Source organism: Streptomyces noursei ATCC 11455 (genome assembly GCF_001704275.1).
In the GTDB taxonomy this organism is placed as follows: Bacteria; Actinomycetota; Actinomycetes; order Streptomycetales; family Streptomycetaceae; genus Streptomyces; species Streptomyces noursei.
Window position 1 is genome coordinate 457,207 of sequence record NZ_CP011533.1, and the last position, 24,748, is coordinate 481,954.

The 24,748-nt window shown below is 71.9% G+C and carries 27 protein-coding genes and 3 pseudogenes; 25 read left to right on the plus strand and 5 right to left on the minus strand.

Annotation, left to right across the window (positions count from 1 at the left end; translation table 11 throughout):
- Positions 1–142: 142 nt before the first annotated feature.
- Entirely contained in the window at positions 143–910 is a 768-nt protein-coding gene (locus SNOUR_RS01955) for a SpoIIAA family protein (RefSeq protein ID WP_067343286.1), read from the plus strand.
- A gap of 56 nt (positions 911–966) precedes the next feature.
- Here the strand turns inward: SNOUR_RS01955 and SNOUR_RS01960 are convergent, their stop codons facing one another.
- A complete protein-coding gene (locus SNOUR_RS01960; RefSeq protein ID WP_067343288.1) occupies positions 967–1,839 on the minus strand; it encodes a universal stress protein in 873 nt (290 codons plus the stop codon).
- Positions 1,840–2,097: 258 nt separating this feature from the next.
- Here SNOUR_RS01960 and SNOUR_RS01965 point away from each other — a divergent pair, with 258 nt between their 5' ends.
- The 6 genes from SNOUR_RS01965 to SNOUR_RS01990 all read left to right on the plus strand — a co-directional run bounded on the left by SNOUR_RS01965 (position 2,098) and on the right by SNOUR_RS01990 (position 8,178).
- A complete protein-coding gene (locus tag SNOUR_RS01965) occupies positions 2,098–2,553 on the plus strand; it encodes a pyridoxamine 5'-phosphate oxidase family protein (protein WP_067343290.1) in 456 nt (151 codons plus the stop codon).
- Between the two features lie 160 nt (positions 2,554–2,713).
- Positions 2,714–4,507, plus strand: coding sequence for an acetate--CoA ligase (gene acsA / locus SNOUR_RS01970; protein ID WP_067343292.1), 1,794 nt, complete (start codon positions 2,714–2,716; stop codon positions 4,505–4,507).
- A 35-nt stretch (positions 4,508–4,542) separates the two neighbouring features.
- Complete coding sequence (gene pdhA, locus SNOUR_RS01975) at positions 4,543–5,532, plus strand: pyruvate dehydrogenase (acetyl-transferring) E1 component subunit alpha (protein ID WP_174717941.1); 990 nt, start codon at positions 4,543–4,545, stop codon at positions 5,530–5,532.
- Between the two features lie 2 nt (positions 5,533–5,534).
- Positions 5,535–6,530 carry an alpha-ketoacid dehydrogenase subunit beta gene (locus SNOUR_RS01980; RefSeq protein ID WP_067357557.1) on the plus strand — a complete coding sequence of 332 codons (996 nt, stop codon included), beginning with the start codon at positions 5,535–5,537 and terminating at the stop codon, positions 6,528–6,530.
- A 2-nt stretch (positions 6,531–6,532) separates the two neighbouring features.
- Positions 6,533–7,936 carry a dihydrolipoamide acetyltransferase family protein gene (locus SNOUR_RS01985; RefSeq protein WP_067343294.1) on the plus strand — a complete coding sequence of 468 codons (1,404 nt, stop codon included), beginning with the start codon at positions 6,533–6,535 and terminating at the stop codon, positions 7,934–7,936.
- Complete coding sequence (locus SNOUR_RS01990) at positions 7,933–8,178, plus strand: acyl carrier protein (protein WP_067343297.1); 246 nt, start codon at positions 7,933–7,935, stop codon at positions 8,176–8,178. The genes SNOUR_RS01985 and SNOUR_RS01990 overlap by 4 nt, the downstream gene beginning before the upstream one ends.
- A gap of 46 nt (positions 8,179–8,224) precedes the next feature.
- Here SNOUR_RS01990 and SNOUR_RS01995 read toward each other — a convergent pair whose 3' ends face one another.
- Positions 8,225–8,644: a CBS domain-containing protein gene (locus tag SNOUR_RS01995; RefSeq protein WP_067357560.1), complete on the minus strand. Its 420-nt coding sequence runs from the start codon at positions 8,642–8,644 to the stop codon at positions 8,225–8,227.
- Between the two features lie 247 nt (positions 8,645–8,891).
- On the opposite strand from SNOUR_RS01995, the gene SNOUR_RS02000 reads away from it, so the two are divergent.
- The 5 genes and pseudogenes from SNOUR_RS02000 to SNOUR_RS42350 form a co-directional block, all read left to right on the plus strand.
- Positions 8,892–9,782, plus strand: a complete 891-nt coding sequence (locus tag SNOUR_RS02000; RefSeq protein ID WP_067343298.1) for a universal stress protein — start codon at positions 8,892–8,894, stop codon at positions 9,780–9,782.
- Between the two features lie 163 nt (positions 9,783–9,945).
- Complete coding sequence (locus SNOUR_RS02005; protein ID WP_067343300.1) at positions 9,946–10,806, plus strand: universal stress protein; 861 nt, start codon at positions 9,946–9,948, stop codon at positions 10,804–10,806.
- 247 nt (positions 10,807–11,053) lie between these two features.
- Positions 11,054–11,770, plus strand: coding sequence for a CBS domain-containing protein (locus tag SNOUR_RS02010; protein ID WP_067343302.1), 717 nt, complete (start codon positions 11,054–11,056; stop codon positions 11,768–11,770).
- Positions 11,767–12,627: a universal stress protein gene (locus tag SNOUR_RS02015; RefSeq protein WP_067343304.1), complete on the plus strand. Its 861-nt coding sequence runs from the start codon at positions 11,767–11,769 to the stop codon at positions 12,625–12,627. Before SNOUR_RS02010 ends, SNOUR_RS02015 begins: the two co-directional genes overlap by 4 nt.
- Before the next feature lie 178 nt (positions 12,628–12,805).
- Positions 12,806–12,937, plus strand: a pseudogene (locus SNOUR_RS42350) (pyridoxamine 5'-phosphate oxidase family protein); the annotation flags it as partial.
- Between the two features lie 84 nt (positions 12,938–13,021).
- Here SNOUR_RS42350 and SNOUR_RS02020 read toward each other — a convergent pair.
- Positions 13,022–13,468 (minus strand): CBS domain-containing protein, encoded by a 447-nt coding sequence (locus SNOUR_RS02020; protein WP_067343305.1) that lies wholly within the window; start codon positions 13,466–13,468, stop codon positions 13,022–13,024.
- 295 nt (positions 13,469–13,763) lie between these two features.
- Here SNOUR_RS02020 and SNOUR_RS47840 point away from each other — a divergent pair.
- Positions 13,764–13,949: pseudogene (locus SNOUR_RS47840) on the plus strand (nicotinate phosphoribosyltransferase); the annotation flags it as partial.
- A gap of 199 nt (positions 13,950–14,148) precedes the next feature.
- Here the strand turns inward: SNOUR_RS47840 and SNOUR_RS02025 are convergent.
- A complete protein-coding gene (locus SNOUR_RS02025) occupies positions 14,149–14,610 on the minus strand; it encodes a cyclic nucleotide-binding domain-containing protein (RefSeq protein WP_067343307.1) in 462 nt (153 codons plus the stop codon).
- 377 nt (positions 14,611–14,987) lie between these two features.
- Here SNOUR_RS02025 and SNOUR_RS02030 point away from each other — a divergent pair.
- From SNOUR_RS02030 to SNOUR_RS02085, 12 genes and pseudogenes are all read left to right on the plus strand, one after another.
- A pseudogene (locus SNOUR_RS02030) lies at positions 14,988–15,209 on the plus strand (DUF1918 domain-containing protein); the annotation flags it as partial.
- Positions 15,210–15,225: 16 nt separating this feature from the next.
- Positions 15,226–15,534: a universal stress protein gene (locus SNOUR_RS02035; protein ID WP_067343311.1), complete on the plus strand. Its 309-nt coding sequence runs from the start codon at positions 15,226–15,228 to the stop codon at positions 15,532–15,534.
- A gap of 199 nt (positions 15,535–15,733) precedes the next feature.
- Positions 15,734–16,213 (plus strand): hypothetical protein, encoded by a 480-nt coding sequence (locus tag SNOUR_RS02040; protein WP_067343313.1) that lies wholly within the window; start codon positions 15,734–15,736, stop codon positions 16,211–16,213.
- The gene (locus tag SNOUR_RS02045; RefSeq protein WP_067343315.1) at positions 16,210–17,139 is read left to right on the plus strand and encodes a hypothetical protein; all 930 of its coding nucleotides are present in this window, start codon (positions 16,210–16,212) and stop codon (positions 17,137–17,139) included. Before SNOUR_RS02040 ends, SNOUR_RS02045 begins: the two co-directional genes overlap by 4 nt.
- The gene (locus tag SNOUR_RS02050; RefSeq protein ID WP_312631722.1) at positions 17,117–18,514 is read left to right on the plus strand and encodes a V-type ATPase 116kDa subunit family protein; all 1,398 of its coding nucleotides are present in this window, start codon (positions 17,117–17,119) and stop codon (positions 18,512–18,514) included. The genes SNOUR_RS02045 and SNOUR_RS02050 overlap by 23 nt, the downstream gene beginning before the upstream one ends.
- Complete coding sequence (locus SNOUR_RS02055; protein ID WP_067343317.1) at positions 18,511–18,933, plus strand: ATP synthase subunit C; 423 nt, start codon at positions 18,511–18,513, stop codon at positions 18,931–18,933. Before SNOUR_RS02050 ends, SNOUR_RS02055 begins: the two co-directional genes overlap by 4 nt.
- Entirely contained in the window at positions 18,930–19,160 is a 231-nt protein-coding gene (locus tag SNOUR_RS02060) for a V-type proton ATPase subunit F family protein (protein ID WP_312631724.1), read from the plus strand. The genes SNOUR_RS02055 and SNOUR_RS02060 overlap by 4 nt, the downstream gene beginning before the upstream one ends.
- Positions 19,157–19,693, plus strand: a complete 537-nt coding sequence (locus tag SNOUR_RS02065; RefSeq protein WP_067343319.1) for a V-type ATP synthase subunit E — start codon at positions 19,157–19,159, stop codon at positions 19,691–19,693. Before SNOUR_RS02060 ends, SNOUR_RS02065 begins: the two co-directional genes overlap by 4 nt.
- Positions 19,681–21,429, plus strand: a complete 1,749-nt coding sequence (locus SNOUR_RS02070; protein WP_079142078.1) for a V-type ATP synthase subunit A — start codon at positions 19,681–19,683, stop codon at positions 21,427–21,429. Before SNOUR_RS02065 ends, SNOUR_RS02070 begins: the two co-directional genes overlap by 13 nt.
- Positions 21,426–22,826 (plus strand): V-type ATP synthase subunit B, encoded by a 1,401-nt coding sequence (locus SNOUR_RS02075; protein ID WP_067343321.1) that lies wholly within the window; start codon positions 21,426–21,428, stop codon positions 22,824–22,826. The genes SNOUR_RS02070 and SNOUR_RS02075 overlap by 4 nt, the downstream gene beginning before the upstream one ends.
- Positions 22,823–23,452: a V-type ATP synthase subunit D gene (locus SNOUR_RS02080; protein WP_079142080.1), complete on the plus strand. Its 630-nt coding sequence runs from the start codon at positions 22,823–22,825 to the stop codon at positions 23,450–23,452. Before SNOUR_RS02075 ends, SNOUR_RS02080 begins: the two co-directional genes overlap by 4 nt.
- Before the next feature lie 340 nt (positions 23,453–23,792).
- A complete protein-coding gene (locus SNOUR_RS02085; protein WP_067343323.1) occupies positions 23,793–24,068 on the plus strand; it encodes a dsRBD fold-containing protein in 276 nt (91 codons plus the stop codon).
- A 42-nt stretch (positions 24,069–24,110) separates the two neighbouring features.
- On the opposite strand, the gene SNOUR_RS02090 is transcribed toward SNOUR_RS02085, so the two are convergent.
- Positions 24,111–24,506, minus strand: a complete 396-nt coding sequence (locus SNOUR_RS02090; RefSeq protein WP_312631730.1) for an Hsp20/alpha crystallin family protein — start codon at positions 24,504–24,506, stop codon at positions 24,111–24,113.
- Positions 24,507–24,748 lie beyond the last annotated feature (242 nt).

Consider the following 24,748-nt stretch of genomic DNA (forward strand, 5'->3'; position numbering starts at 1 on the left):
CGATCGCCCGCCCAGACCGTTTCGCGCACAGGGCCTTGGGCGAAGGCGGAATACTGGAAGGGGCGAGTCCGCGAACGGGCGGCACGGTACCGCTCTCGGCGTCCGCGTAAGCCCGTCCCCCTCACGTGGAGGGAGCGACCTCATGCTGAAGGCAACCAAGGAAACACCCGCAGGCGTCGATGTGGTGAAGGCCGTCGGCACCGTGTCGAAGGGCGACTACGAGCGCGTGGTCGTGCCACTCGTCGAGGACGCCCGCCAGGCAGGACGGCGCCTGCGCGTCCTGTGTGAGATCGGGCCGGAGTTCCGGTCGTTCACCCCGGCTGCGGCCTGGGAGGACCTCAAGGTCGGTCCCGGAGCCATGCGGCTGTGCGACGGCTGCGCCGTTGTCACCGATGCCGGATGGATCCGCGAGACGACCCGTTTGCTGCGCTTCCTGGTGCCCTGCCCCGTGCACGTCTTCGGCGCCCAGGAACGCGAAGAGGCGCTGCAGTGGCTGACGTCACTGCCCGAAGGCCCCGGCATCTCCCACCGGCTCCTGACCGACTCCCGCGTACTCGTCGTCGAAGTCCAACAGCCGCTGCGCTCACAGGACTTCGAGGCACTGGCGGCGACCGCGGACATCTGGCTGCAGACCCACGACGCACTGGCCGGCGTCGTGATCCACACACGCGAGTTTCCCGGTTGGGAAAACCTCGGCAGCCTGGTACGCCACGTGCGGTTCATCCGTGACCACCATCGGAAGGTCGAAAGGATCGCGTTGGCAGCGGACAGCAGGGTCGCCGCGCTGGTGCCCCACCTCGCGAACCACTTCGTCCATGCCGAGGTGCAACGCTTCGCATACGACGAGCTCGACGACGCGCTCGCGTGGGCCGCCGATGCCGAGACGCAACAGCCGGGCAAGGCATGTTGACCACCTGGTGGCGTTCGGGGCACCAGTGCAACCCCTGTGGACCGGTCCCGGATTCGTCAGCCGTGCGGCACGATGGCGACGGGGCACGACGCGTGGTGTGCGGCGGCATGCGCGACGTTGCCCAGCCGTGGCGCCAGGGCGGGCCGTTGCCGACGGCGTCCGATCACCAGGAGATCGGCGGCCGAGGCCGCTCGTACGACGGCCCGGGACGGGCTCTCCAGAAGTACGCTGTCGATCACCCGCACACCGGGGAACTTCTCGCGCGACGAGCGGAGTGCCTCGCCCAGCCGCTGCCGGGCTTCCTCGGTGATCTCCTCGATGACGTCGGGATTCCCGGCCCACGGCACGTACGTATCCACCGGCAAGCTCCTCCCGTGGACGGCGTGCAGGGGCACTTCGCGCAGGGCGGCGGCCTCGAAGGCGAACTCCAGCAGGTCGTCGCACTGCCCGTGCAGGCTCACCCCGACCACCACGACTCCGCCCGGGCCGCGAGCCGAATCCGGGGCGGGGCGCAGGCCGGCGCGCACCAGCACGACCGGCCGCTCTGCTCGTGCCACGATCTCCATACTGGTGTCGCCCAGGAAGAAGCATGCGGCGGTGGACAGTCCCCGCGATCCGAGTACCAGCAGTTCGGACCGCGCCGACGCGCCGAGCAGGGCGGTCTCGGCGTCAGATGCGACCAGGTCCTCGACGACGGGGAGGTCCGGGTAGCGCCCGTGAATTTCCGATTGCGCATCGTGCACGATACGTTTCGCCCAGTAGTTCTGGTCCACCTCCGGGGCCGGCCCGACGGCCTCCGGTGCGAGCATGGGCCAGGCATGCAGCAGGCGTAGCGGGAGCCCTCGGCGATCGGCTTCCCCGGCTGCCCAGCGGGCAGCCGCCAGGCTCTCGGCCGAGCCGTCGAGCCCCACGGTGACGGCGTGGTCCATGGCAGTTGCCTCCTTCTCACCGCGAGCCGGAGCGGGGTACGAACAGGTCTTCCTCCCTCCAGCGTGCGGTCACCGTCCGTCCGGCGACAGGGCCCCTTGGCCCAAGGACCGGGGCCGACGGCAGCGGAGAAGGCGTCGAAGCCGACGCGGGCGGGGCCAGGCGACGGCGTACGGGCGCGGCGGAACGGCCCGAACCACCCCGCGACGGGGGACCATCGGCCCTACGCCCTGTCCGTGCGGTGCGCGCACGCTGAGGCCATGCAGTGGGACAACGGCCTTCGACAGCTGGACCGGCAGGAGTGCCTGCGCTTCCTGACGTTGGTGCCCATCGGCCGCATCGTGTACACGCACGAGGCTCTGCCGGCCGCCCTGCCGGTCAACTTCTCTCTGGACCAGGACCACGCGGTGGTGTTCCGGACTTCGGCGCGGTCACGTGTGGCGCATGCCGTCGACGGCGCCGTTGTGGCTTTTGAAACCGACTGGTTCGACGAGGAGTCGCAGTCGGGCTGGAGCGTGGTCGTGACCGGGCGGGCCGCCCTGGTCACCGACCGGAGGGATCAGGAACGGCTGCGAACGGTCGGGCTCCGCTCGTGGGTGTCCGTGGCGGAGGACGCCTTCGTCCGGATCACCCCCGATCTCGTGAGCGGTCGCCTCCTGCACGGGCACCCGCGCGGCGGCGAGCGGGGCGCGGCGTCCCTCGCCGACGTCCCGTGACGACTGTGGCATCCGTCCGTACCGGAGGGCTCAGCGCCGCGACGGCCCGACCCACGGCCCCTCTGCCCGGCCGGTCCGTGTCCCGGGCCCTTCGGCCCCATGCGCCTGTGCGCGGGGTCCGCGATCCTGTAGTGGGTGCGAAGCGTCGGAGGAAACCGCGATGACGTGGGAGACCATACGCAAGGACAGCACTGCGCAGGTGGCGCCGAACCTCGCCGACTACGCGCGGGAACGCTCGGAGTTCACCTGGTCCCGAGCGCGGAAGTGCCTGGACGGTCTGCCCTGCGGGCGCGGCCTGAACATGGCGTACGAGGCCGTCGATCGTCATGTGGGGACGATGCGTGGCGGCAAGGTCGCGTTGCGGTGTCTCGCGCGTGACGGCACCGTCACCAGCGCCACGTACGCCGAGTTGGCCCACCGCACGGCGCGTTTCGCGAACGTCCTGCGCTCGCTGGGAGTCGGCCGCGGTGACGCGGTGTTCACCTTGCTCGGCAGGTGTCCGGAGCTGTACACGGTCGTGCTCGGCACGTTGAAGAACACCAGCGTGCTCTGTCCGCTCTTCTCCGCATTCGGCCCCGACCCGGTCGAGCAGCGCCTTCGGCTCGGCGACGCCCTCGTGCTGGTCACCACGGCGGCCCTCTACCGGCGCAAGGTCGCGGAACGCAGGCCGGACCTCCCCGGACTCGCACACGTCCTCATCGTCGGGCCCGGTGCCGAGGAACTGCCCGGGACGCTCTCGTTCGACGCGCTCATGGCCGCCGCTTCCGGGCATTTCGCCATCCCGCCGACCTCGCCCGAGGACATGGCACTACTGCACTTCACGAGCGGAACCACCGGTACCCCGAAGGGTGCGATCCACGTCCACGAAGCCGTCGTCGCCCACCACGCCACGGCCGCCTACGCACTGGACCTGCACCCCGAGGACGTGTACTGGTGCACCGCCGACCCGGGCTGGGTCACCGGCATGTCCTACGGCGTCATCGCTCCGCTCGTCCATGGCGTGACCGTAGTGGTCGACGAGGGGGACTACGACGCCCTGCGCTGGTACCGCATTCTCGACGAGCAGCAGGTGAGCGTCTGGTACACCGCGCCCACGGCGCTGCGCATGCTCATGCGCGGCGCGCCGCCACAGCGGTCCAACGACGGGCGAGCGGTGCACGACCTGCCGGCCCTGCGCTTCGTCGCGTCCGTCGGCGAGCCCCTCAACCCCGAGGCCGTGGTCTGGGGCCAGGAGTCGCTGGGCCTGCCTGTGCACGACAACTGGTGGCAGACCGAGACCGGTTGCATCATGATCGCCAACTTCGCCGCCTGCGAGATCCGGCCCGGGTCGATGGGCCGACCACTTCCGGGCGTTGAGGCCACGGTGCTGGAACGCGGCGAGGACGGCCGCGCCCGGATCACCGACGGCGGTGTGCGTGCGGTGCACGAACCGGACGTGGTGGGCGAGTTGGCACTGCGTCCTGGCTGGCCCTCCATGTTCCGCGGATATCTGCACGACGAGAAGCGCTACGAGGCGGCGTTCGCCGACGGCTGGTACCTGACCGGAGACCTGGCCAGGCGGGACGAGGACGGGTGGTACTGGTTCGTGGGCCGGGCCGACGACGTCATCAAGTCGGCGGGGCACCTGATCGGCCCCTTCGAGGTGGAGAGCACCTTGATGGAACACCCGGCCGTCGCCGAGGCCGGGGTGATCGGACGGCCCGACCCCATGGCCGGGAACATCGTCAAAGCGTTCGTCTCGTTGCGACCCGGTGTCGAGCCGACCGCCGCGCTGGAGCGTGAGTTGCTGGCCTTCGGCCGTCGGCGGCTGGGCCCCGCCGTCGCTCCCCGGGAGATCGCCTTCGACCAGAATCTGCCCAAGACACGCAGCGGCAAGGTGATGCGCCGGCTGCTGCGCGCCCGTGAACTCGGGCTGCCAACCGGCGACCTGTCCACACTGGAGGGATCCGTATGACCTCCGTCCGTGGCACCCGCAGACGCAAGGCGACGATGAGCGCCGACGTGGCAACCCGGGCCGAGCACCGCGGCGAACTGCTGCACGCCATGCTGCGCATCCGACGTTTCGAGGAGCGCTGCGTCGAGTTGTACAGCGCCGCGAAGATCCGCGGCTTCGTCCACCTCTACATCGGGGAAGAGGCCGTCGCCGTCGGCGTCAACGAAGCCCTGACCGCCGAGGACGCGGTGGTCTCCACCTACCGCGAGCACGGCCACGCGCTGGCCCGCGGTCTCCCGGCCGAAGCCATCATGGCCGAGATGTACGGCAGGGCCACCGGCTGCAGCGGAGGGCGCGGCGGGTCCATGCACCTCTTCGACGCCGGACGTCGCTTCTACGGCGGGAACGCGATCGTCGCGGGCGGGCTGCCGCTGGCCGCCGGGCTCGCGCTCGCCGACCGCATGTGCGGGCGGTCCCGTGTCACGTGCTGCTTCTTCGGCGACGGTGCCTTCGCCGAGGGCGAGTTCCACGAGACGGCGAATCTGGCCGCCCTGTGGGACCTGCCGCTGCTGTTCGTGTGCGAGAACAACCTGTATGCCATGGGCACGGCCCTGCAACGCCACGAGGCGCAGACCGACCTGGCGCTGCGCGCCGCCTCCTACGGCATGGCGGCGTGGGCGGTGGACGGCATGGACGTCGAAGCCGTCGAGCGGGCCGCCCGTCGGGCCGCCGAGGGCATTCGGGGTGGCGGCGGGCCGTACTTCCTCGAAATGCGCACCTACCGCTTCCGTGCCCACTCCATGTACGACCCGGACCGCTACCGCGACAAGGCGGAGATCGAGCGCTGGAAGGCCCGCGACCCGGTCACCCGGCTCACGGACCGGATGCGTGCGGACGCCGAGCCGGTCGAGGACCGGCTCGGCGAGATCGAACGCCAGGTCACCGAGGAGATCGACGCCGCTGTGGACGGGGCCGAGCGCGCACCTGAAGAGCCGGTCGAGAGCCTGCTGCAGCACGTCACCAGCCCCCGGACGGAGGCGACGTGATCATGACCCCGGATGCTGCCGTAGCAACGAAGACGACGTATCGGGAGGCGATGCGGGAAGCTCTCCGGGAGGCACTGCGCGCCGACGACCGGGTCTTCCTCATGGGCGAGGACGTGGGCCGGTACGGCGGCTGCTTCGGTGTGAGCCTCGGGCTGCTGGAGGAGTTCGGACCCGAGCGGATCTTGGACACCCCCCTGTCGGAGTCCGCGTTCGTGGGCGCGGGTATCGGCGCTGCCCTCAACGGGATGCGGCCGATCGTCGAGATCATGACGATCAACTTCAGCCTGCTCGCCCTCGACCAGATCCTCAACAACGCCGCCACGCTCCTGCACATGTCGGGCGGCCAACTGTCCGTACCGCTCGTGATCCGCATGACGACGGGCGCCGGCCGACAGCTGGCCGCCCAGCACTCGCACAGCCTCGAAGGGTGGTACGCACACATCCCGGGCATCCGCGTGCTCGCACCGGCGACCATCGAGGACGCTCGCCACATGCTCGCACCGGCACTGGCCGACCCCGACCCCGTGCTGATCTTCGAACACGGCAGTCTCTACAACGCCTCCGGCGAGCTCGCCCCGCCAGCCGGCCCCGTGGACCTGGACCACGCCGCGGTCCGCAGGCCGGGCACCGACATCTCCCTTATCACCTACGGCGGTTCCCTCCCGAAAGCGCTGACCGCGGCGGACGAGCTGGCGAACGACGGCATCGACGCCGAGGTCGTCGATCTGCGCACCCTGCGGCCCCTCGACGGCACGGCCGTGGCCGCCTCCGTGGCCCGCACGCACCGCGCGGTGGTGATCGACGAGGCATGGCGCAGCGGCAGTCTCGCGGCCGAGGTGTCCGCGAGGATCGCCGAGACATCGTTCTACGAACTGGACGCACCGGTCGAGCGGGTGTGCAGCGCGGAGGTACCCATCCCCTACGCACGGCTGCTCGAACAGGCCGCCCTCCCGCAGACCGCCGACATCATCGCGGCGGCGCACCGGGCGGTGGACTGACGATGGCCGAGTTCACGATGCCCTCGCTGGGCGCCGACATGGATCAGGGCACGCTGCAGGAGTGGCTCGTGCACGCCGGTGACCCCGTGCGCAAAGGGGATCCGGTCGCAGTCGTCGAGACCGCGAAGTCCACGATCGAGGTGGAGTGCTTCGAGACGGGCACGATCGGGCAGCTGCTCGTGACCCCGGGCACGACGGTGCCGGTGGGCACGCCGCTCGCGCGGATCGAGCCGACGGCGGAGGCCGGCACGCCCACAAAGCCGGCAGCGCCCGCAAAGCCCGCGCGATCCCCCCGCCCACCGGCGGCGGAGGGGGCACGGTCGACGGCGCGGAAGCCCCCGCGGCGGAAACCGACACCCCCACTGGCGCCGGCGGCGACCGCCCCGCCCGCCGACCACGCCATCAAGCATCGCGGCCACGACGACGAAGGGCCGCTCGTCCGGCATCTCGCCGAGCGGGCGGGCGTCGATCTGGACACGGTCCACGGGACCGGTCGTGGCGGGCGTGTCACCCGTGCCGATGTCGGGCGGGCCGCTGCGGCAGCGCGGTCCCCGGCTCGGGTCACCCCGTACGCGCGCAGGCTCGCCCGCGAACTGGGCGTCGATCTCCGCGGGCTGACGGGCACCGGCCCGGACGGCACCCTCCGTGCTTCGGACGTCCGCGCGGCGGCTCCCGGCCCGACGACTCCGACCACTCCGCAGTCCGGCGCCAGGGTGCCGGCCCGCGCCTCGGCGGTTCGGCGGGAGGAGGGGATGCGGGAGGCCATCGCTGGCCTGATGAGCCGCGCCAACCGGGAAATCCCGCACTACTACCTGTCCACGAGCATCGACATGGCCACCGCGTTGGACTGGATGCACGAGCACAACCACCACTGCCCCGTGGGCGAACGGCTGCTTCCGGCGGCCCTGTTGCTCAAGGCCGCGGCGCGGGCGGCCCGGGAAGTACCCGAGTTGAACGGCCATTGGCTCGATGGCCGCTTCGCCGCCGGCGAGGAGGTACGCCTCGGCGTGGCCGTCTCCCTGCGCGGCGGTGGGCTCGTCGCCCCCGTTCTGCGGCACGCTGACGCACTTGAACTCCCCCAGCTGATGGCCGAGTTGAAGGACCTGGTCGCCCGCGCCCGAAACGGCCGACTGCGCGGTTCCGAAGTGGCGGATCCCACCCTCACCGTCACCAACCTCGGCGATCAAGGGGTGGAGGCGGTGCTGGGTGTCATCTACCCACCGCAGGTGGCCTTGGTGGGTTTCGGCCGGGTGGTCGAAAGACCGTGGGCGGTCGACGGCCTGCTCGGCGTACGGCCGGTGGTCACGGCCAGCCTCTCGGCCGACCACCGGGCGACCGACGGCGCAGTCGGGGCCCGTTATCTCGCCACCGTCGACCGACTCCTGCAGAGGCCGGAGGAGCTATGAAGCGCGACGAAGCAGAAGACATCGTGAAGGGGGCGCTGGCCGATGTCGTGCCGGAGGCCGACCTCAACACCCTGGGCCCCGACGAGACGTTCCGGGACGCGCTGGGAATGGACTCGCTCGACTTCCTGAGCTTCATCGAGATCCTCACCAGGCGCACCGGCGTCCGGATCGACGACGAGGACGCTCCGCATCTCACCACACTCGCGGACAGCACCGGGTTTCTCCTGGCCCGAGCGGAGTGAACGGGCACGATGTGAACGGGCACGATGCCGAGGAATTGATGGCCCGTCAGGAAGGCGTGCAGACCATCTCGACGAAGCGACCGACCTGCTTCTCCGAGAGATGACGGGCGAGATCCGCTTCGCTGATCATCCCCACCAGACGGTGCTCGGAGATGACGGGAAGCCTGCGGATCCGGTGCCCTTCCATGGCCCGGAGGACCTGTTCGGCGTCGGCCTCGGCATCGATGGTGACAGGCTTCCCCTGCGCAAGCTGACCCGCGGTCATGACCTTGGGATCCTTGCCCTTGGCAAGGCACTTCACGACGATGTCCCGATCGGTGATGATCCCGTGCAACCGGTCGTCCGGACCACAGATCGGCAGGGAACCGATATTCAGTTCGCTCATCCGGCGCGCGGCGCTCTCCAACGTCTCGTCTTCCCGCACACAGGTGCCACCGGCGTGCATGATGTCTCGTGCGATGGTCATGGCCATCCATCCCTCCACGTCCGGAAAGTCGACCTCGCCGGCCGCCTCGCCCGCCGGCGGGCGGTCAGGTGGCAAGGCGTCTCTCCCCCAGTGTCGCGCCGAGTGCGGGACGGTCACCAGTCGAAGGCCCGGGACCAGGTCCGGCTCACCTCGACATCCCTCTCCCATGGCTGTCTGTCGTGCCACTCGCCGTCGAGGGCGCCATTCTGGAAGAGGAGCTGCCAACGGGCGTGGTAGGGAGAGGGCGATGACCTCAGTGGAAGGACGCCGGTCGATCGTGGTCGGCGTGGATCCGGATCCTTCCCAGCGGACAGCACTGGCCTGGGCGGCGGACCAGGCGGCGCGCCGCCGGATGCCACTGTGCGTGGTCCATGCCGAGGGAGTACCCACCGGTGGCTACCGGAAGACGGAGGTACGGCCTTCGTGGGAGGAGTGGAACCAGTCTCTGCACGAAGCCGGCGAGCGCGTGCTCGAGGACGCGGTGGCGTTCGTGGAGAACCGGCAACCACAGGTGCGGATCTCGGCTCTGCTGGCCGAGGGCAGACCGGCGTGGGTCCTTCGGGAGCAGGCCCGTGATGCCGCCGAGGTGGTGTTGGGTTCCCGCCACCTGGGCCGGGTGCAGGAGGTCTTCAATCCGGCTTCCGTCGCGCTGCCCGTCATGGCACACGTCTCCTGCCCGGTCGTCGTGGTGCCCGAAGCGGAACACGTCACCCAGGACCCGCCGTACGTCGTCGTCGGGGTCGACGGCAGCGCGCACTCCGCGGCCGCCGTGGACATCGCCTTCCAGCAGGCCGCCCTGCACGGCGCCGTCCTGCGAGCTGTGTACGTACGGAGCCCGGAGCGGTTCCGTGTGCGGGACGAGGACACCGTGGAAGGCGAATACCGCAGTCTGCTGTCCGAGACCGTGGCAGGCCGTACCGCGACCTACCCCGAGGTGGAACTGCACCACGAGGTCGTCCTCGGACACCCGGTGGAAGCGCTCGCCAAGGCATCCGCCCACGCCCTGTGCCTGGTGGTGGGAACCCGCGGGCGCGGCGGCTTCACCGGCATGCTGCTGGGCTCGGTCAGCCAGGGCCTGCTCCATTACGCACAGTGTCCCGTCATCGCCGTACCGCAGCCCGAGAAAGACACCACCTGATGCCCGACGAGGCGCTTCCGAGGTCCGGCGTCCGCCCCTCACCCCTGCCCGTCAGCGCGGTGCCGCTCTTCCCGGCGGCCGTGTGCATCCACGTGCCGATGAGGGGATACGAGCGGCCGCGCGAACTCGCTGCGGGAAGTTCACGCGTGCACGCGGGGTCTGTATGAGTACGCCGCTGGTCGTCGGCACCGACGGCTCCGACGACGCCTTGCGCGCGGTGGACTGGGCCGCCGACGAAGCGGCCCTGCGCGGTTGTCCGCTGCGTCTTCTGCACGCGTCGCTGTGGGAGTCCTACGCAACCTCCGCGATGCCCACCGCCCGGAATCCGCAAGCACGGCGGGACGCCGCGGCCAGGCAAGTGGTAGCCGGCGCGGAGGAGCGGGTCCGGCAGCGACGGCCGGAGGTGACGGTGTCCGGCGCGGTCCGGGAAGAGGACCCGGTCCACGCGCTGGTCGACGCGAGCGACCATGCCGCCATGGTCGTGGTCGGCAGTCAGGGGCACGGCCTGTCCGGCGTGGTGTTGGGATCGGTGAGCTTGACCGTCGCGGCACAGGCCCACTGCCCGGTGGCAGTGGTGCGGACCGGACGCGACACCGGCCGGGTGGGAGGGCAGTGGGCCGTGCTCGGGCTCGCGGCACCGCACCGGAATCCGGCGGCGGCCGACTTCGCGTTCGCGGAAGCGGCACTGCACGGCTACGGGGTCACCGTCGTACACGCCACCGTCCGCGTCAGCCGGTCCGCAGCAGGCCCGGCCCAGCGAGGGCAGGAAGTCGAGGACTGGCTGGACGCGGCGCTGGCACGGTCCGTCGCGGGCCACCCCGACGTACCGGTACGCCGCGTCGTCGTCGCCGGCCGCGCTCATCCGGCGCTCCTCGCGGCGACGAAAGGCGCGGAGCTACTGGTACTGGGGGCTCGTCGGCGAGCGAATCCGCTCGGCCCGCAACTTGGGCCGGTCAACCACGCGATGCTCCACCAGGCACCGTGCACCGTCGTGATCGTCCCGGTACAGCCGGCCGGTGGGTGAGGCGGCGCGGAGTGTCCCGCACCCGGGCATCGATCCTGAGGTGCGGCCGAAGGCCCGGCTGTCCTCCTCGGTCGGGACCGTCTCTCCCCTCTCCCTCGTCCCGCTCCGCGCATCGAGTGACCGGTCGGCCCGGCGGGGACGGCCGGCCGCGCAACAGGGCCGAGTGGCTCATTTCGGTGCGACCGGCGGCCCAGCCACGCTGGAGGTGCGGCCGCGCCGCCGGCCGCCGGGCCGGAAGGAGCCGGAGATGGAGCACCGCACGATAAGTGAGCTAATGACCCGGAAAGTCGTAAGCGTGCGGCTCGACACCCCCTTCAAGGAGATCGCGCAGACGCTCACCGACCACGCGGTGAGCGCCGTACCGGTGCTCGACAGCCTCGGCAGACCGGCCGGCGTCGTCTCGGAGGCCGACCTGCTGCGCAAGGCCGCCGACCGATCCGACCTCTCCGGCCGGACCCCACTACCTCACCTGGAGGCGTGGGAGAAGGCCCGCGCGGAGGGACGCACCGCCGGAGAGCTGATGTCCGCTCCGGCAGTGTGCGCCCATCCGGACTGGACGGTGGTGGAGGCGGCGCGCCTGATGGAGGTGCAGCACCTCAAGCGGCTCCCCGTGGTCGACGAGACCGATGTCCTGCTGGGCATCGTCAGCCGCAGCGACCTGCTGCGCGTCTTCCTGCGGAAGGACGAGGCGATCCGGGAGGAGATCGCCCGGGAAGTCATCGGGCGCACGGCACGCCTTGGTGCGTCGGGGGTGACCGCCGAGGTCAATCGAGGGCAGGTCGCCCTGCACGGCACGGTGGTGGATCCGCTGCTCATCCCCGTCCTGGTCCGGATGTGCGCGAGCGTCGACGGCGTGGTGTCGGTCTCCGAGGACGTCAAGCAAGCACCGGCCACCGCCGACCGGTCCGGCCGTTCCGTCGTGACGGTCGAAGGGCGAGCGGGCGAAGGCCGGTCGCTGTCATGAAGGACGTCGTCACCGTCGGTGTGGACGGTACGCCCCAGGCCCTGGCAGCGGCACAGTGGGCGGCACACGAGGCCCGGCTGCGGCAGTCCCGACTACGACTGCTGACCGCCTGGCAACCGCTCACGGCGAAGCCGCGGCCCCCCTGGGCACCGGAGATGCCACACTGGCCGGACCGGATCATCGAGGAAGCCAGGGCCACGGTCGAGTCGACGGAGCCGGGCGTGGCCCTCGAGGTGCGCCTGGTGCGCGAGCCGCCGTTGAAGGCCCTGGTCGAGGCCGCCGAACAGACAGACCTGCTGGCCCTGGGATCGCGAGGGCTGGGCCCCGCCGCCCGCTTCACACTGGGCGGAACCGGCCTGGAACTGGTGCCGCGGGTCACCATCCCCATCGTCCTGGTGCGGGCCAGGCACGACCGCCCGGCGACCGAGGAGGGCAGCGGCGTCGCGGTCGGTGTCAGCCTGCACGCGGCATGCGAAAACCTCTTGGCCTTCGCCTTCGAAACCGCCGCCCGGCGGGCCGTCCCGCTCCGGGCCGTGCACGGCAGGAACCTGCCCCCATTCGCCTACGACCAGGGCGGTGCCGCGGAGCGAGCCGCCGCGGAACAGGCTGAATTCTTCGCGCGTGAAGAACTGTCCCAGGCGCTGCGCCCGTGGCGGGAGAAGTTCCGGGACGTACGCGTCGAGGAGCAGGTGGTCATGGAGAGTCCAGCACCCGCCCTCCTGCACGGCGCGGCGGGCACGCAACTGCTCATCGTCGGCCGTCGACACCTGGGCCCCGGGGTCCCGCGCATCGGCCACGTCGTCCACGCGGCCGTCCACCACGCACCATGCCCCGTGGCGATCGTGCCGCACGAGTGACCCGCTCCGTAGGGACGTGGCTGGAGTCGCCTGTAGGAAGGAAGCGTGCGCGATGACGACCGACCGAGCAGCCGATCCGGTGAGCAGGGACGGCGCCGCGGTGACCTGGGGCGGCGCGTCGCACTGCGTCGTCGGCAGCTGGTGCTGACCCAAGAGGAGGTCGCGGCCCTGGGCCGCCGCGCTGCTCTCCACCCACGGCATCGGCAGGGTGGCCGTCACCCCCAACGACACCCCCGCGGTCTTCCCCGTCAACTACACCGTCGTCGACGACGTGATCGCCTACCGCACCCAGGCGGGCTCCGGTCCCGCCGACCGGAGAAGCCGAACACAGCACCAACGCGTGAACCGGACCGGCCACACCGCGTGATACTGCGCCGAACGAAGCTTCAGCGCGTCAACCGGCCCGCGGCATCGGTCCGTCCGGTGGTTCGGCGAGGACGCACCACGAGACCGCGCCGAGCAGTTCGGAGAGCCTCCGAGAGACGTCCATCAGCAGGTCGTCCAACGCCACCACGCCCACGAGCCGGCCCTTGTCCAGGACCGGAAGCCGGCGGACCGCCGAACGACGCATGGTGCGGTACGCGGCATCGACGTCGTCACCCGCACCGACGGCATGGACCGGCACCGTCATCACCTCACTGACCGGCGCGGTCGCGCTCCGCGCCGCGCCCAGTCCACGCACGGCCAGGTCCCGGTCGGTGACCATGCCGAGGACCGTCTCCCCGGACACCACCGCCACACACCCGACGGTGCGCTGCTGCATCAACCGCGCAGTCTCCCCCAGCGTGGCTTCGGGCGCGACTGAGACCACCGGCGTCCGCATCACGTCTCGAACCCGCATGACTGGCCTCCTCACCGGCGTCGAACCCACTGTCGCGCGGGAACGTGGTCGCAGATGTGGGCCGATCGTCCCCGCCGGCAGCCGAAGGGCCCACGGTTTCCGCCCACCGACGCCCCGGGGAGCAGCCTCGGACGACTGCGGAACGGCCGCCCGGCCCGCAGGACGGGAACCGTCCGGTCCTGCCCCCGAGTCGTCCGAGCTGATGCGCTGGAAGCCAGCCCCGGTACGCGCACACGGACGCCCGCCCCGTGGCGGCCATGCCGGCGTACCGACAGCAAAAGGCGTGGAAGGAACGGCCGGGGAGCCGTTGTTGGAGGTCACGGCGCCCCTGCCGCAGGCGCAGCTCGTCGAGACGAGCGTGCTGAACCACCTCAGCCACCAGACCCTGGTGGCCTCCAAGTGCGTCCGGTGTGTCCTCGCCGCCCGGGGACATGCGGTGGTGGACTTCTCGCTGCGCCGCCGGAGGACGCCAGGCGACGGCTCGCCGCGGAAGTGGCGCAACTTCCGGCCGCGGCCAGGGAGATCAGGTCGCCGGTGCCGGTACGGCCGGCCGTGTCGAAACTGCTCGCCCGGCTGACGAACCAGGTGCGCCAGCAGATCGAGCGGGAAGTGTTCGGCCCGTCCCGGGTGGCGCACCGAGGCCGCGTGCCCGGCTGACGGGAACAGGCACCGCGGGTCGTTCAAGGCGGTGTGGGTCGAAGGCTCGCGCCCGCGCCACTCAGGTCGATCAGCCGGTGCCGGGTGGCCAGCAGCCGGCGGGCGACGACGTCGAGGACCTGCCGGGTCACCGCCAGTCCCAGGACCGGGTCCGCCTCGCAGAGCGCGCGCACCCCGCTCGCGTCGAACTCATGGGCCCGCACGAGGGTGAACGCCTCCGCACCCATCCGCCAGCGGTACGGCGGCACCAGCCACGACCAGCCCAGCAGGTCCCCGGGACCGAGCAGGTCGACAACCGCCGGCCGCCGGCCGGCCAGCCGTACTTCCAGGTTCACCGAACCGGTGCGGATGATCCAGAAATGGTCGGCCGCCCCGCCTTCCTCGAAGATGTGGGCACCTTCAGGGAACGTCACCTCGTGGGCGAAGGCCAGCAGGCGGTCCCGCCCCTCGGACGGGAGCCGCTGGAGCAGGGGCGTGGTGGCCATGGCGGTCCTCCTCATCACCGGCCGCCCGAAGGAGGCAGCCGCCGGAGGACCAGGGCACCGGAGCCGCGGGCCCGCCGGCGGACGGACCATGAACGTGCCGGCCCGCACTGGCGAGCCGGCGTTCGCGATCAAGGAGGACCGCCCACTTCTCGCAGGCCCTGATTGCGCGGTGCGCGGTCTCGCTCCGCTTCTCCGCGTCTGCCCGTCCTCCTTGTCACTTTCAGTGAAGCGCATGGCGCTTCCGAGGGACAGTTCCGGTCGGCCCCCGCACCATGGGCCGAACGACCCTTTGGCCAGGCACCTCGCCCCATAACCCGCCTGGCTCCGGCTGTGGCAGGTTCGGCACTGGGCACCGGTGCACAAGTGAGGTGAGGGCGGTGAAGGCACACATAGGCGATCAACTCGTGGTCTCGTCGCCGACCACAGGAACCCCACGGCGGGACGGCGAGGTCGTCGGACTGCACCACGAGGACGGGACCCCGCCCTACGACGTCCGCTGGTCGGACACCGATCAGGTCTCGCTCTTCTTCCCCGGCCCGGACACCCGCATCCGGCACCTCCACTGCTCGTCGGGAAACGCACCGCCGGGCACCGTCACTCCGAAGGAGGCGTGAGATGGGCGACGCGGTCCTCGTCGGACTCGACGGCACCGGCAACAGTGAGCCGGCCGTGCGCTGGGGCGCCGAGGAGGCGGCCGTCCGCAACCTGCCGCTGCACCTCCTGCATGCCTGGACCTCCCAGCCCAGGCCGGTCTCCTCAGTGGCGGAGGACGCCGAACTACGCCGCTACGGAACCGAAGTTCTCCGCCGGGCCGAGGCCGCGGCCAAGGAGCTGCATCCGGAAATTCCGGTGAAGGCCGAGCAGGTCGACGAGGAAGCTGCTGGCCCGCGCTGCTGGATGCCTGCTCACGGGCCGGGCTGCTGATCATCGGACGTCGTACACAGCGCATGCCCATGCCCCTCGGGCCGTCCGTGCTCGCCCTCCTGCACCACTCCCACTGCCCGGTCGCTGTCGTTCCACGGCGGTGAGCCGTCGTGCCTCTCCGCGTGCTATCCGCCGCACCCCGAGGAAACTGGAAGCACGACCACACCGGGCGGCACAGTCGGCGGAGGGAGGATCGGCGATGGCCGGGTTGCGTGATCTGCTGATGCGCTTCCGTCCGGTCGGCACGCCGGGGCCTGCGGCCACCGGCGTACCCGCCGATCGCACCGCGGAGCTGACCCTGGAGCTGACGCCGACCCTGGCACTACTGGACGGCACGGCCGACGAGGCCGAAGCGGTCCGTGGCGCGGCGCGCGGCGACGCCGACCGCATCCGCCGGGACGCCGCCCACCGCGCGGAGGTCATCACGGCCCGTGCGGCTGCCCTCTCCCAGCGCATCCGAACGAAGACCGCGGACCGGCGGCTGGAGCTCGGCCGACAAGAGGCCGCCGCGCTGCGCGAGGAAGGCCGATGCACGGAAGCCGCAGTCAGACGCCGGGCCGCGGCACGGATCCCGGCCATGGCGGACCGGTTGGCCGACGAGGTTCGTCGTCAACTCGGCCTGCCCACCACCCACGCCGGACTCCCCGATGCTTCAGGGGAGCGGGACGGCGGCCCATGAGTGCCGCATGGGTAGCCGGGGTGACCAGGGCGCGCGAGCTGTTGGGCCGCTGTCCTGGCACCGCCGGCGCCCGGCGGGTCGCGGCGGGCGGCACGTTGGACGAGGCCCTGCGTCGTCTGACCACCACCCCCTACCAACGTCGGCTGGCGGTCGGCATGTCCTTGCCGGCGGCGCAGCGGGCCGTCACGGCCACTTTGCTCTGGCATCTTCGGGTGCTCGCCGGCTGGCTGCCACGACGCGGGGTGGAGTGTCTGCGGCTACTGGCGTCGGGTTTCGAGATCACCAACATCGAGAGCCGCTTCCGGCTGCTGAGCGGTGCTGCGTCGGAGCCGCCACCGTATGAGCTGGGAGCGCTGGCAACCGCCTGGCGCCGCCTCTCCCACACCACCCGGCCGGAGGGGCTGCGGGCTGCTCTGGCCGCCTCGGCCTGGCGTGATCTCGGCGGTACGGCAGCCGAGCTGGCCGTCGGGCTTCGACTGACCGCAGCGGCCAGAACCGCCGTGGCAGTCCCCTGCGCGTCCCGTTGGTCGGCGGGCCGCGCCGCCCTTCTCGTCGCCCGGGAACGGTTCGTACACGGTCGGGAACTGCCGGCGCAGGCCACCGGCCCGGCCGCACGACTCCTCGGCGTCGCCCACCGCGCTCCTGACTTCCGCGCATTCACGCGTCAGCTCCCCCCGTCGGCACGGTGGGCACTGAACGACGTCGACGATCCGGCCGATCTGTGGCAGGCGGAGGGGCGGTGGTGGCGGGATATCGAGCAGGACGGCCGGGGTATGGCGCGCCGCGCTCGGTACGACGCGATTCCCGTGGTGGGCGTGGTCGCGGTCCTCTCGACCGACGCATGGCGCACCCGCGCCGCGCTGGAACTCGCCTCGCGCGGCGCCTCTACCTTGGAGGGCTTCGATGGCTTCGGTGTCCTGGGCTGAGGCACTGTTCCCGGTGCCCATGCAGCGCGTGGCGGTGGTCGTGCCACGGACGGCCGAGCGGGACGCCTTGGTCTGCCTCGCCGAGGCCGGATGTGTGGATCTGGACCGGACCGGCGCCCTCGGGTCTCCCGGGCAAACGCCGTCGTACCCGGATCGCCGGGCAGCGGCGGAGCTCGCCGCCACCGCTCCCGCACCGGGCGCGCTGGAACAAGCGGGGCGCGCTGATCTGGTGGCCGGGGAAAAGGAGGTGGCGGCGCGCCTGGGCGAGGCGGTTCGACGCCGGGACATCGCCGCGCTCGCGGGCTGGTGTCCGCGCGCCGAGGTCGCGCCGCTGGGGGCACGGCTGGCCGAGTTCGGTGGTGCGCTGGTGCCGATGGCGGCGCCGCGGGGCATCGATCCGCCGACGGCGCTGCGCCGCACGGGCCCGGTACGCGGCGCGTGTTCGTCCCTGGTGACGACCTACGGCACTCCTCCCTACCCGGACCTCGATCCCTCGTGGGGCGCTGCGGTCCTGTACGCGGCGATGTTCGGGATGATGTTCGGCGACGTGGGGCACGGTGCCTTGTTGGTCCTGACCGCGTTCGGGCTCGCGGTATGGCGGCCCCGCCGGCTGGCTGCCTGGCACGGTGTCTGGCCCTTGGTGGCCGCCGCGGGTGTCTCCAGCATCGTGGCCGGGTTGGCCTATGGGGAGTTCTTCGGGCCGACCGGGGTACTGCCCGTCCTGTGGTTGGCGCCGCTGCACGCTCCCGTTCGGCTGCTGCTGTCGGCGGTCGCGGTCGGTGCCGTCCTGCTTCTCCTCGCGTACGTGGCCGGGATGGTGAACCGGTGGCGCGAGCGGGGCCTGTCCGGCGCCCTGTACTCCCTGTCCGGCATTGCCGGGGGCGGTGTCTTCCTGGGGTTGGCCGGGGTGGCGGCGGGTGCCGTCGGGCATCTGGGGTGGCTGGTGGCGGTGGGAGCCGCAGCGACGGTGACCGGCACCGCGCTGGCGGCGGTCGGCCTGTACGCCGGCACCGACCGCGGTGTCTCCGGGCTTTTCCAGACCGGCGTGCAGCTCTTCGACGGCGTCGTCCGCATCCTGTCGAACGTGGTGTCCTTCGCACGGTTGGCGGCCTTCGGCCTCACCCATGCGGCGCTCGGCGCGGTGGTCTGGGCTGGGGTCACGGGCCTCGCCCGGCACGGCCCGGCAGGGCTGCTGGGAGCCGTGGCGCTCTTCGCCGTGGGCAATGCGCTCGTCTTCACGCTGGAAGCTCTGGTGGCGGGCGTCCAGGCGCTGCGTCTGGAGTACTTCGAGCTCTTCTCCCGGGTCTTCGAGGGCCAGGGACGGCCGTTCCGTCCCTGGCGCCTGCCCGTTCGTCGTTCGGAGGTCGTGCCGTGATCACCTGGCTCGTCACGCTGCCCGTCGTCGTCCTGATGTGGTGGGCAGTGCGCCTGTTGTTCCGCAAGCGTGGGGGCAAGAGCGCGCTGCGCTGTGCCGTCGGGGCCAACCTCGTGCTGTTGGCGGGGGCGGTGGCCCTGTTGGTCGTGGCCTTGAGCGGGCAGTCGGCCCAGGCCGCGTCCGCGGCGCAGACCAGCACAGCGGGCACCAACTCCGCGGCGCTGATCGGTGCGGCCATCTCGGTGGCCGGTGCCTCGATCGGCGCGGCGATCGCCGTGGCGTACACCGGTGCCGCGGCCCTGGCCGCACTCAGCGAACGCCCCGAGCTCTTCGGCCGGGCGATGGTGATCGTCGGACTGGCCGAGGGAATCGCCATCTACGGACTGGTCGTCGCCGTGCTCCTGATCGGCAGGGCATGAAGGTCATGGGCGCCGTCGTCGCCATCGGGGAGCGGGCCCGAACCGCGGGATTCGCCCTGGCCGGGGTACAGATCAGGCCCGCCGAGGAGCCCGACCAGGTCCGCACCTCGTGGCGGGAGCTGCCTGCGGACGCGGCATTGGTCATCCTCACCCCGGCAGCCGCCGCAGCACTGGGCCCCGATCTCCTGGACGCGGCGGGGCCGCTCACGGTGGTGATGCCGCCGTGACCCCCGCCGCACAGACCCACGCGATCGCCCCGGCCGACCCGCTGGCACCCGTCCGGACGGCGCTGCTGCGCGCCGCCGAGGAGGAGGCCCACCAACTGGTGGCCGCGGCGCACCGGGACGCCGAGGCGGTCATCGCCACCGCGCGGTCCCGTTCGACCGCCGTACTGCGCGAGGCACGCCGTCAGGGAGAGCAGGACGGCGGGCGAGCCGCGGCCGACGCCACGGCCCGAGCCCGCCACACCGTGCGCACCGGGCTCCTCCGCGCCCAGGCCGAGGCGTACGACGAACTGCGCCGGACGGTCCTGTCGCGGGTGCGGCAGTGCCGGAGGGAACCGGGGTACCCCGCCGTGCGGGAGCAGCTGTCCGACCAGGTGCGCCGGCTGCTCGGCCCGGAGGCCGTCGTCATCGAGCACCCGCGGGGCGGGGTGATCGGCACGGCCGGCGGGCGGACCGTGGATCTGAGCCTGGACGCCCTGGCACTCCGTGTGTTCGACGGCGCCGGTGCCGGGATCGAGTCGCTGTGGCGGACCTGACGGCGGCGGAGGCGCCTGCCCGCCCGACCGCCGCCACCCGTATCCTGCGGGTGGCCGGGCCACTCGTCGAGTTGGAGAACGCCGGCGGGGTCGCCATGAACGACCTGGTGCTGCTCGGCGCGGAGCGGGTACCGGCCGAGGTCGTCGAGATCACCACATCCCGGGTCACCGTCCAGGCCTACGAGTACACCGGCGGTCTGGCACCGGGCCGGCACGCCTTCCCGTTGGGCGCACCGGTCTGCGCGCGGCTCTCCCCGGGCCTGCTGGGCGGGGTGTTCGACGGCCTGCTCCGCCCGCTGACGGACTTCGGCGACCGGCTCGCGCCGGGCACCGGGACGGACGCACCCCCGGCACGCCGCTGGGCGTTCGACGCGGCCGTCGCCAAGGGGCAGGAGGTGAGCGAGGGCACGGTGATCGGGGAGGCGGGAAACCCGGACGGTCCGCGGACCCGGATTCTCGTGCCGCCGGGCTGCGCGGGCGAGGTCACGTACGTGGCCGACTCCGCCGAGCACCCCGAGGACACGGCGCTGGCCGTGGTCGGCGGCACCGAGATCCGGTCGGTGACCGAATGGCCGGTGCGCCGGCCGCGGCCGGTCCGGGAACGGGTCCCCGCGCGCACACTGCTGACCACCGGACAGCGGGTGATCGATCTGCTCTTCCCCGTGGCCCGGGGCAGCACGGTCGCAGTACCCGGGGGCTTCGGCACGGGCAAGACGCTGTTGCTCCAGCAGATCGCCAAGTGGTGCGACGCCGACGTGATCGTCTACATCGGCTGTGGTGAGCGCGGCAACGAGATGGCCGACGTCATCACGGAGTTCGCCGAGCTGACCGACCCCCGGACCGGCGGGCGCCTGGCGGACCGCACCGTGATCATCGCCAACACCTCCAACATGCCGATGATGGCCCGGGAGACGAGCATCCACACCGGTGCCACCGTCGCCGAGTACTTCCGCGACATGGGGCACGACGTGGTGGTCATCGCCGACTCCACCTCCCGTTGGGCCGAGGCGCTACGGGAATTCGCCTCGCGGACCGGCGAGCTGCCCGCGGAGGAGGGCTATCCGGCCGGTCTGGCCTCGGCCCTCGCGGCCTTCTACGAACGGGCCGGAGCGGTGACCACGCTCGGGGCGGGGCCCGGCTCGGTGACCGTCTTCGGGGCCGTCTCACCACCCGGCGGCGACCTGGCCGAGCCGGTCACCGCGCACACCGAACGCTGTGTGCGCGGCCGGTGGACGCTCGACCGGGATCTGGCCTACGCGCGCCACTACCCCGCGGTGTCGTGGTCGCACTCGTTCTCCAGGGATACCGACGTCCTCAGCACGGGCCCGGACGGGCGGGAGACCGCCGGCCGTCGAGCCGCCGTGGCCGAACTACTGACCGCGGCCGACCGCTTGGCGGACCTCGTCGAACTGGTCGGCGTCGGTGCACTGCCGGCACCGGAACGGGTCAGCGTGCTGGCCGGCCGCCTCATCCGGGAGGGACTGCTCCAGCAGAGCGCCCTCTCCCCCAACGACACGCACTGCACCCCGGCGAAGACGGCCGCGCTCGCCGACGCGGTGCTCGCCGTCATCGAGCGGTGCCGATCCCTGGTGGCATCCGGTACTCCGCCGGACGTCGTGGAACAGGCGGACTTCACCGCCCTGTTGCGGGCCCGCGAGGAGGCGGGGCCCGGCGACGCCGCCACCGTGCGGGCCGCCCGCGACACCACCCTCGCCGTCCTGGGGGAACTCCGATGAGCCCCGACCGCACACCGGTCGAATACACCTCGGTGCGCGAACTGCGCGGGCCGCTCATCGTGGTGGCGGGGGTCGGCGGGGTCGGCTGGGACGAGTTCGCAACGATCACTCTCGCTTCGGGGGAACGACGGCACGGTGTCGTCCTGGAGGTGCGCGACGACCTCGCGGTCGTCGCGGTGCTGGAAGGCACCGGCGGCATGGATCCGGCGGGGCTGCGCATGGCGTTCGACGGCCACCCGCTGACGGTCCCGGTCGGGGAGGGTTGGCTGGGTCGGACCTGCGACGGCAAAGGGGCTCCGCGCGATGGCGGGCCACCCGTCTTCGGCCGGACCTCCGCCCCCGTGGAGGGGGTGGCGATCAACCCCGTGCGCCGGCGGCCGCCCGGTGAGCCGGTGCTGACCGGCATCGCCGCGGTGGACGTGCTCACCACCCTGGTGCGCGGGCAGAAGCTTCCGATCTTCTCGACCGCCGGTCTGCCGCACCTCGAACTCGCGGTGCAGATCGCCGCCCAGGCCACCACGACAGGAGAGCGGTTCAGCGTCGTCTTCGCGGGCATGGGGCTGACCCATGCGGACGCGTTCTTCGTCCAAGAGGCGCTGGCGGAACGCGCCGCCGCCGGTGAACTGTGCCTGCTGCTCAACACCGCCGACGATCCGGTGATCGAGCGCATCCTCACACCGCGGCTGGCGCTCACGGTCGCCGAACACCTCGCGTTCGACGGCGGGCGGCACGTCCTGGTGATCATGACGGACATGACGTCCTACGCCGAGGCGCTGCGCGAGGTCTCCGCAGCCCGCGGGGAGGTGCCCGGCCGCCGGGCCTACCCCGGCTACCTCTACAGCGACCTGGCCTCCCTGTACGAGCGGTGCGGCCGCATCGTCGACCGGCCGGGCTCGGTGACCGTGCTGCCCGTCCTGACCATGCCCGCCGGGGACATCACCCACCCCGTCCCCGACCTCACCGGCTACATCACCGAAGGACAGATCGTCCTCGCCCCGCAGATCCACGCCGAAGGCGTGTACCCACCCGTGGACGCGCTGTCCTCCCTCTCCCGCCTGATGCGCAAGGGAGCCGGACCCGGTCGGACTCGGGGCGACCACCTGGACGTGGCGGCACAGCTCACCGCCGCGCTCGCCCGCGCCCGGCAGGCCGGTGAACTCGCCGAACTCGTCGGGGAATCCGCCCTGAGCCCGGCCGACCGCCGCTACCTGGCGATGTATCCGAGGTACCTCCACGACTTCCTGCACCAGGAGCGCGACCGGACACTGGCCCTGGACGAGTCACTGGAGCGTGCCTGGCGGGTCCTGCTGACGCTGCCGCCCGGCGAACTGGGCATGCTCCCGACGGCGTTGTTGGACGCACGGAACTCCGACGTCTCTCCGGGAGCCGCGCCGTGACGGCGTCCGCCCCTCCTCCCGTCGGCCGCGCCGCCCGGCTGCGGCTGCGGCGCACCCTTCACGTCGCCACCCGCGGTGCGCAGTTGCTCGACCGGCAGCTCCACCTCCTCCGGGCCGAACTCGCGGAGCTGCGGCGGGCGGAGGCCGCGGCCCGTGACGAGTGGGAGGCACGGGTGCGGGAGGCCCGGACCTGGCTGCTGCGCGGATTGCTGATCAGCGGGGAGGACGCCCTGCGGACGGCCTCGCGCGTGCCGCCCGCGCACGTCACCGTGGCATGGGAGGACTCACTGGGCGTGCGCCACCCGGGCCGGACCGCCGTGTACCCGGGCGTCACGGACGCGTCCGACGCCGCCCCCCGCAACACCGCCCTGGCCCACGCCGGTACCTCGTACCGCGCGGCGGTCGAGGCGGCCGCGCGGTACGGCACCGCCTCGACCGCCGCACGCCTGGTCGAGGCCCGGCTACGCGACACCACCGTCCGGGTCAGAGCACTGCACCGGCTCCGCATACCCCGTCTCCAACAGAACCTCACCGCCATCGAGCTGGCCCTGGAACAGTCGGAGCACGAGGACGCCCTCCGACGCCGCTGGGCCGCGCGACGCACCCGTCCGGCCGCCGGCGGCTGACACCACCACCCGACGACCACAACACGCACAAGCGACCCCGGCCCGTCCCTCAGCCCGTACTGGTGCGCCCCGGACGGGGAAGGACCGGCGCCATGGACGGTTCCTCCGGCTCCCCGCCCGGACCGCCGCCACCGTTGCCCCGCTCGTCGCACGGATCGAGCAGGACCTCGCGCCCCGCCGCGGCGCGGAATTCGGACGCTGAGGTCAGCACCCTTCGCGCGGTCGCGGGACGAGTCCACGAAAGGGCCGGTCGGCTCATGGATCGAGACGCTTCAGCCCTGCTGGAGACTCATGGCGCGGGCCGAACCTGGTACTGGGAGATCGCCGCAGGAGGTACGTCGTGGCCAGGACTCTTGAGTGGAAGGTACAGCTGCACCTCTTCGAGGAGGGAAGTACCACGAAGGCCCATGTGGTCCTCGATACCGGGACCACCACGCTCACCGGACACGGGACAGCACGGTGCAATCCGCACGACCCGAACGTGCCCGAGATCGGCGACGAACTGGCCGCGAGCCGCGCGATGGACGACCTTGCCGGACAACTGGCGCGCGCCGCGTCCGACGACCTGGAGGGCCTACGGGAGCCGCTGCGGCGCTCGGCCGAGGTGACCACGTGACGCGGGGCTGACATGGCGCGGGGCTCCGTTTGCCCTGCGGGCTCAGCTGGGCCGCGTGACCCGAGTAACGGGGATTTTGGTGGTCTCGCCCTTCGCCGCCTCCAGCGGCACCCGGACGGTGAGGATGCCGTCGGTGTAATCCGCGGTCGCCCTGTCGCCTCGGGCGCCTGCGGGCAGCCGCACCGCGCGGGCGAACGAGCCGTAATGGAACTCCGAGCTCTCCTTGGTTTCTGCGCGCTCCTCGCGCTCGGCGCGGATCGTCAGGAAGTCACCCGTGACGTCGATCTCCAGATTCTTCTCCGGTTCGATGCCCGGCAGCTCCGCCTTGACCTGGTACGCGTCCGTCTCCAGGTGTTCCTCGATGCGGATCTCGTGTGTACCGAAGTGCCACGGCCCGCCAAGGATCCCGCTTTCCAACCGGTCGAACACGTCCTGCATCGAGAGGGTCCGTGCCGGGTGGCGTTGCAGTACGTTGCCCATCGTTGCTCCTCAGTCAAGACGGCCATGGGGCGGTGGGAGGCTGCCCCTCGTTGTCGAGCCTGCGCCTCGGCCCTCTGCCGGCCAATGAGCCGATGGGCGTCGGTCCCGGACCGAACGGCCCACGGTGCGGCGACGGATGGTGCATCGGTGGGGACTGCGCGCGTGAGGTGCCCGTCAGTCGCTCGCACTACCGTGGTGGG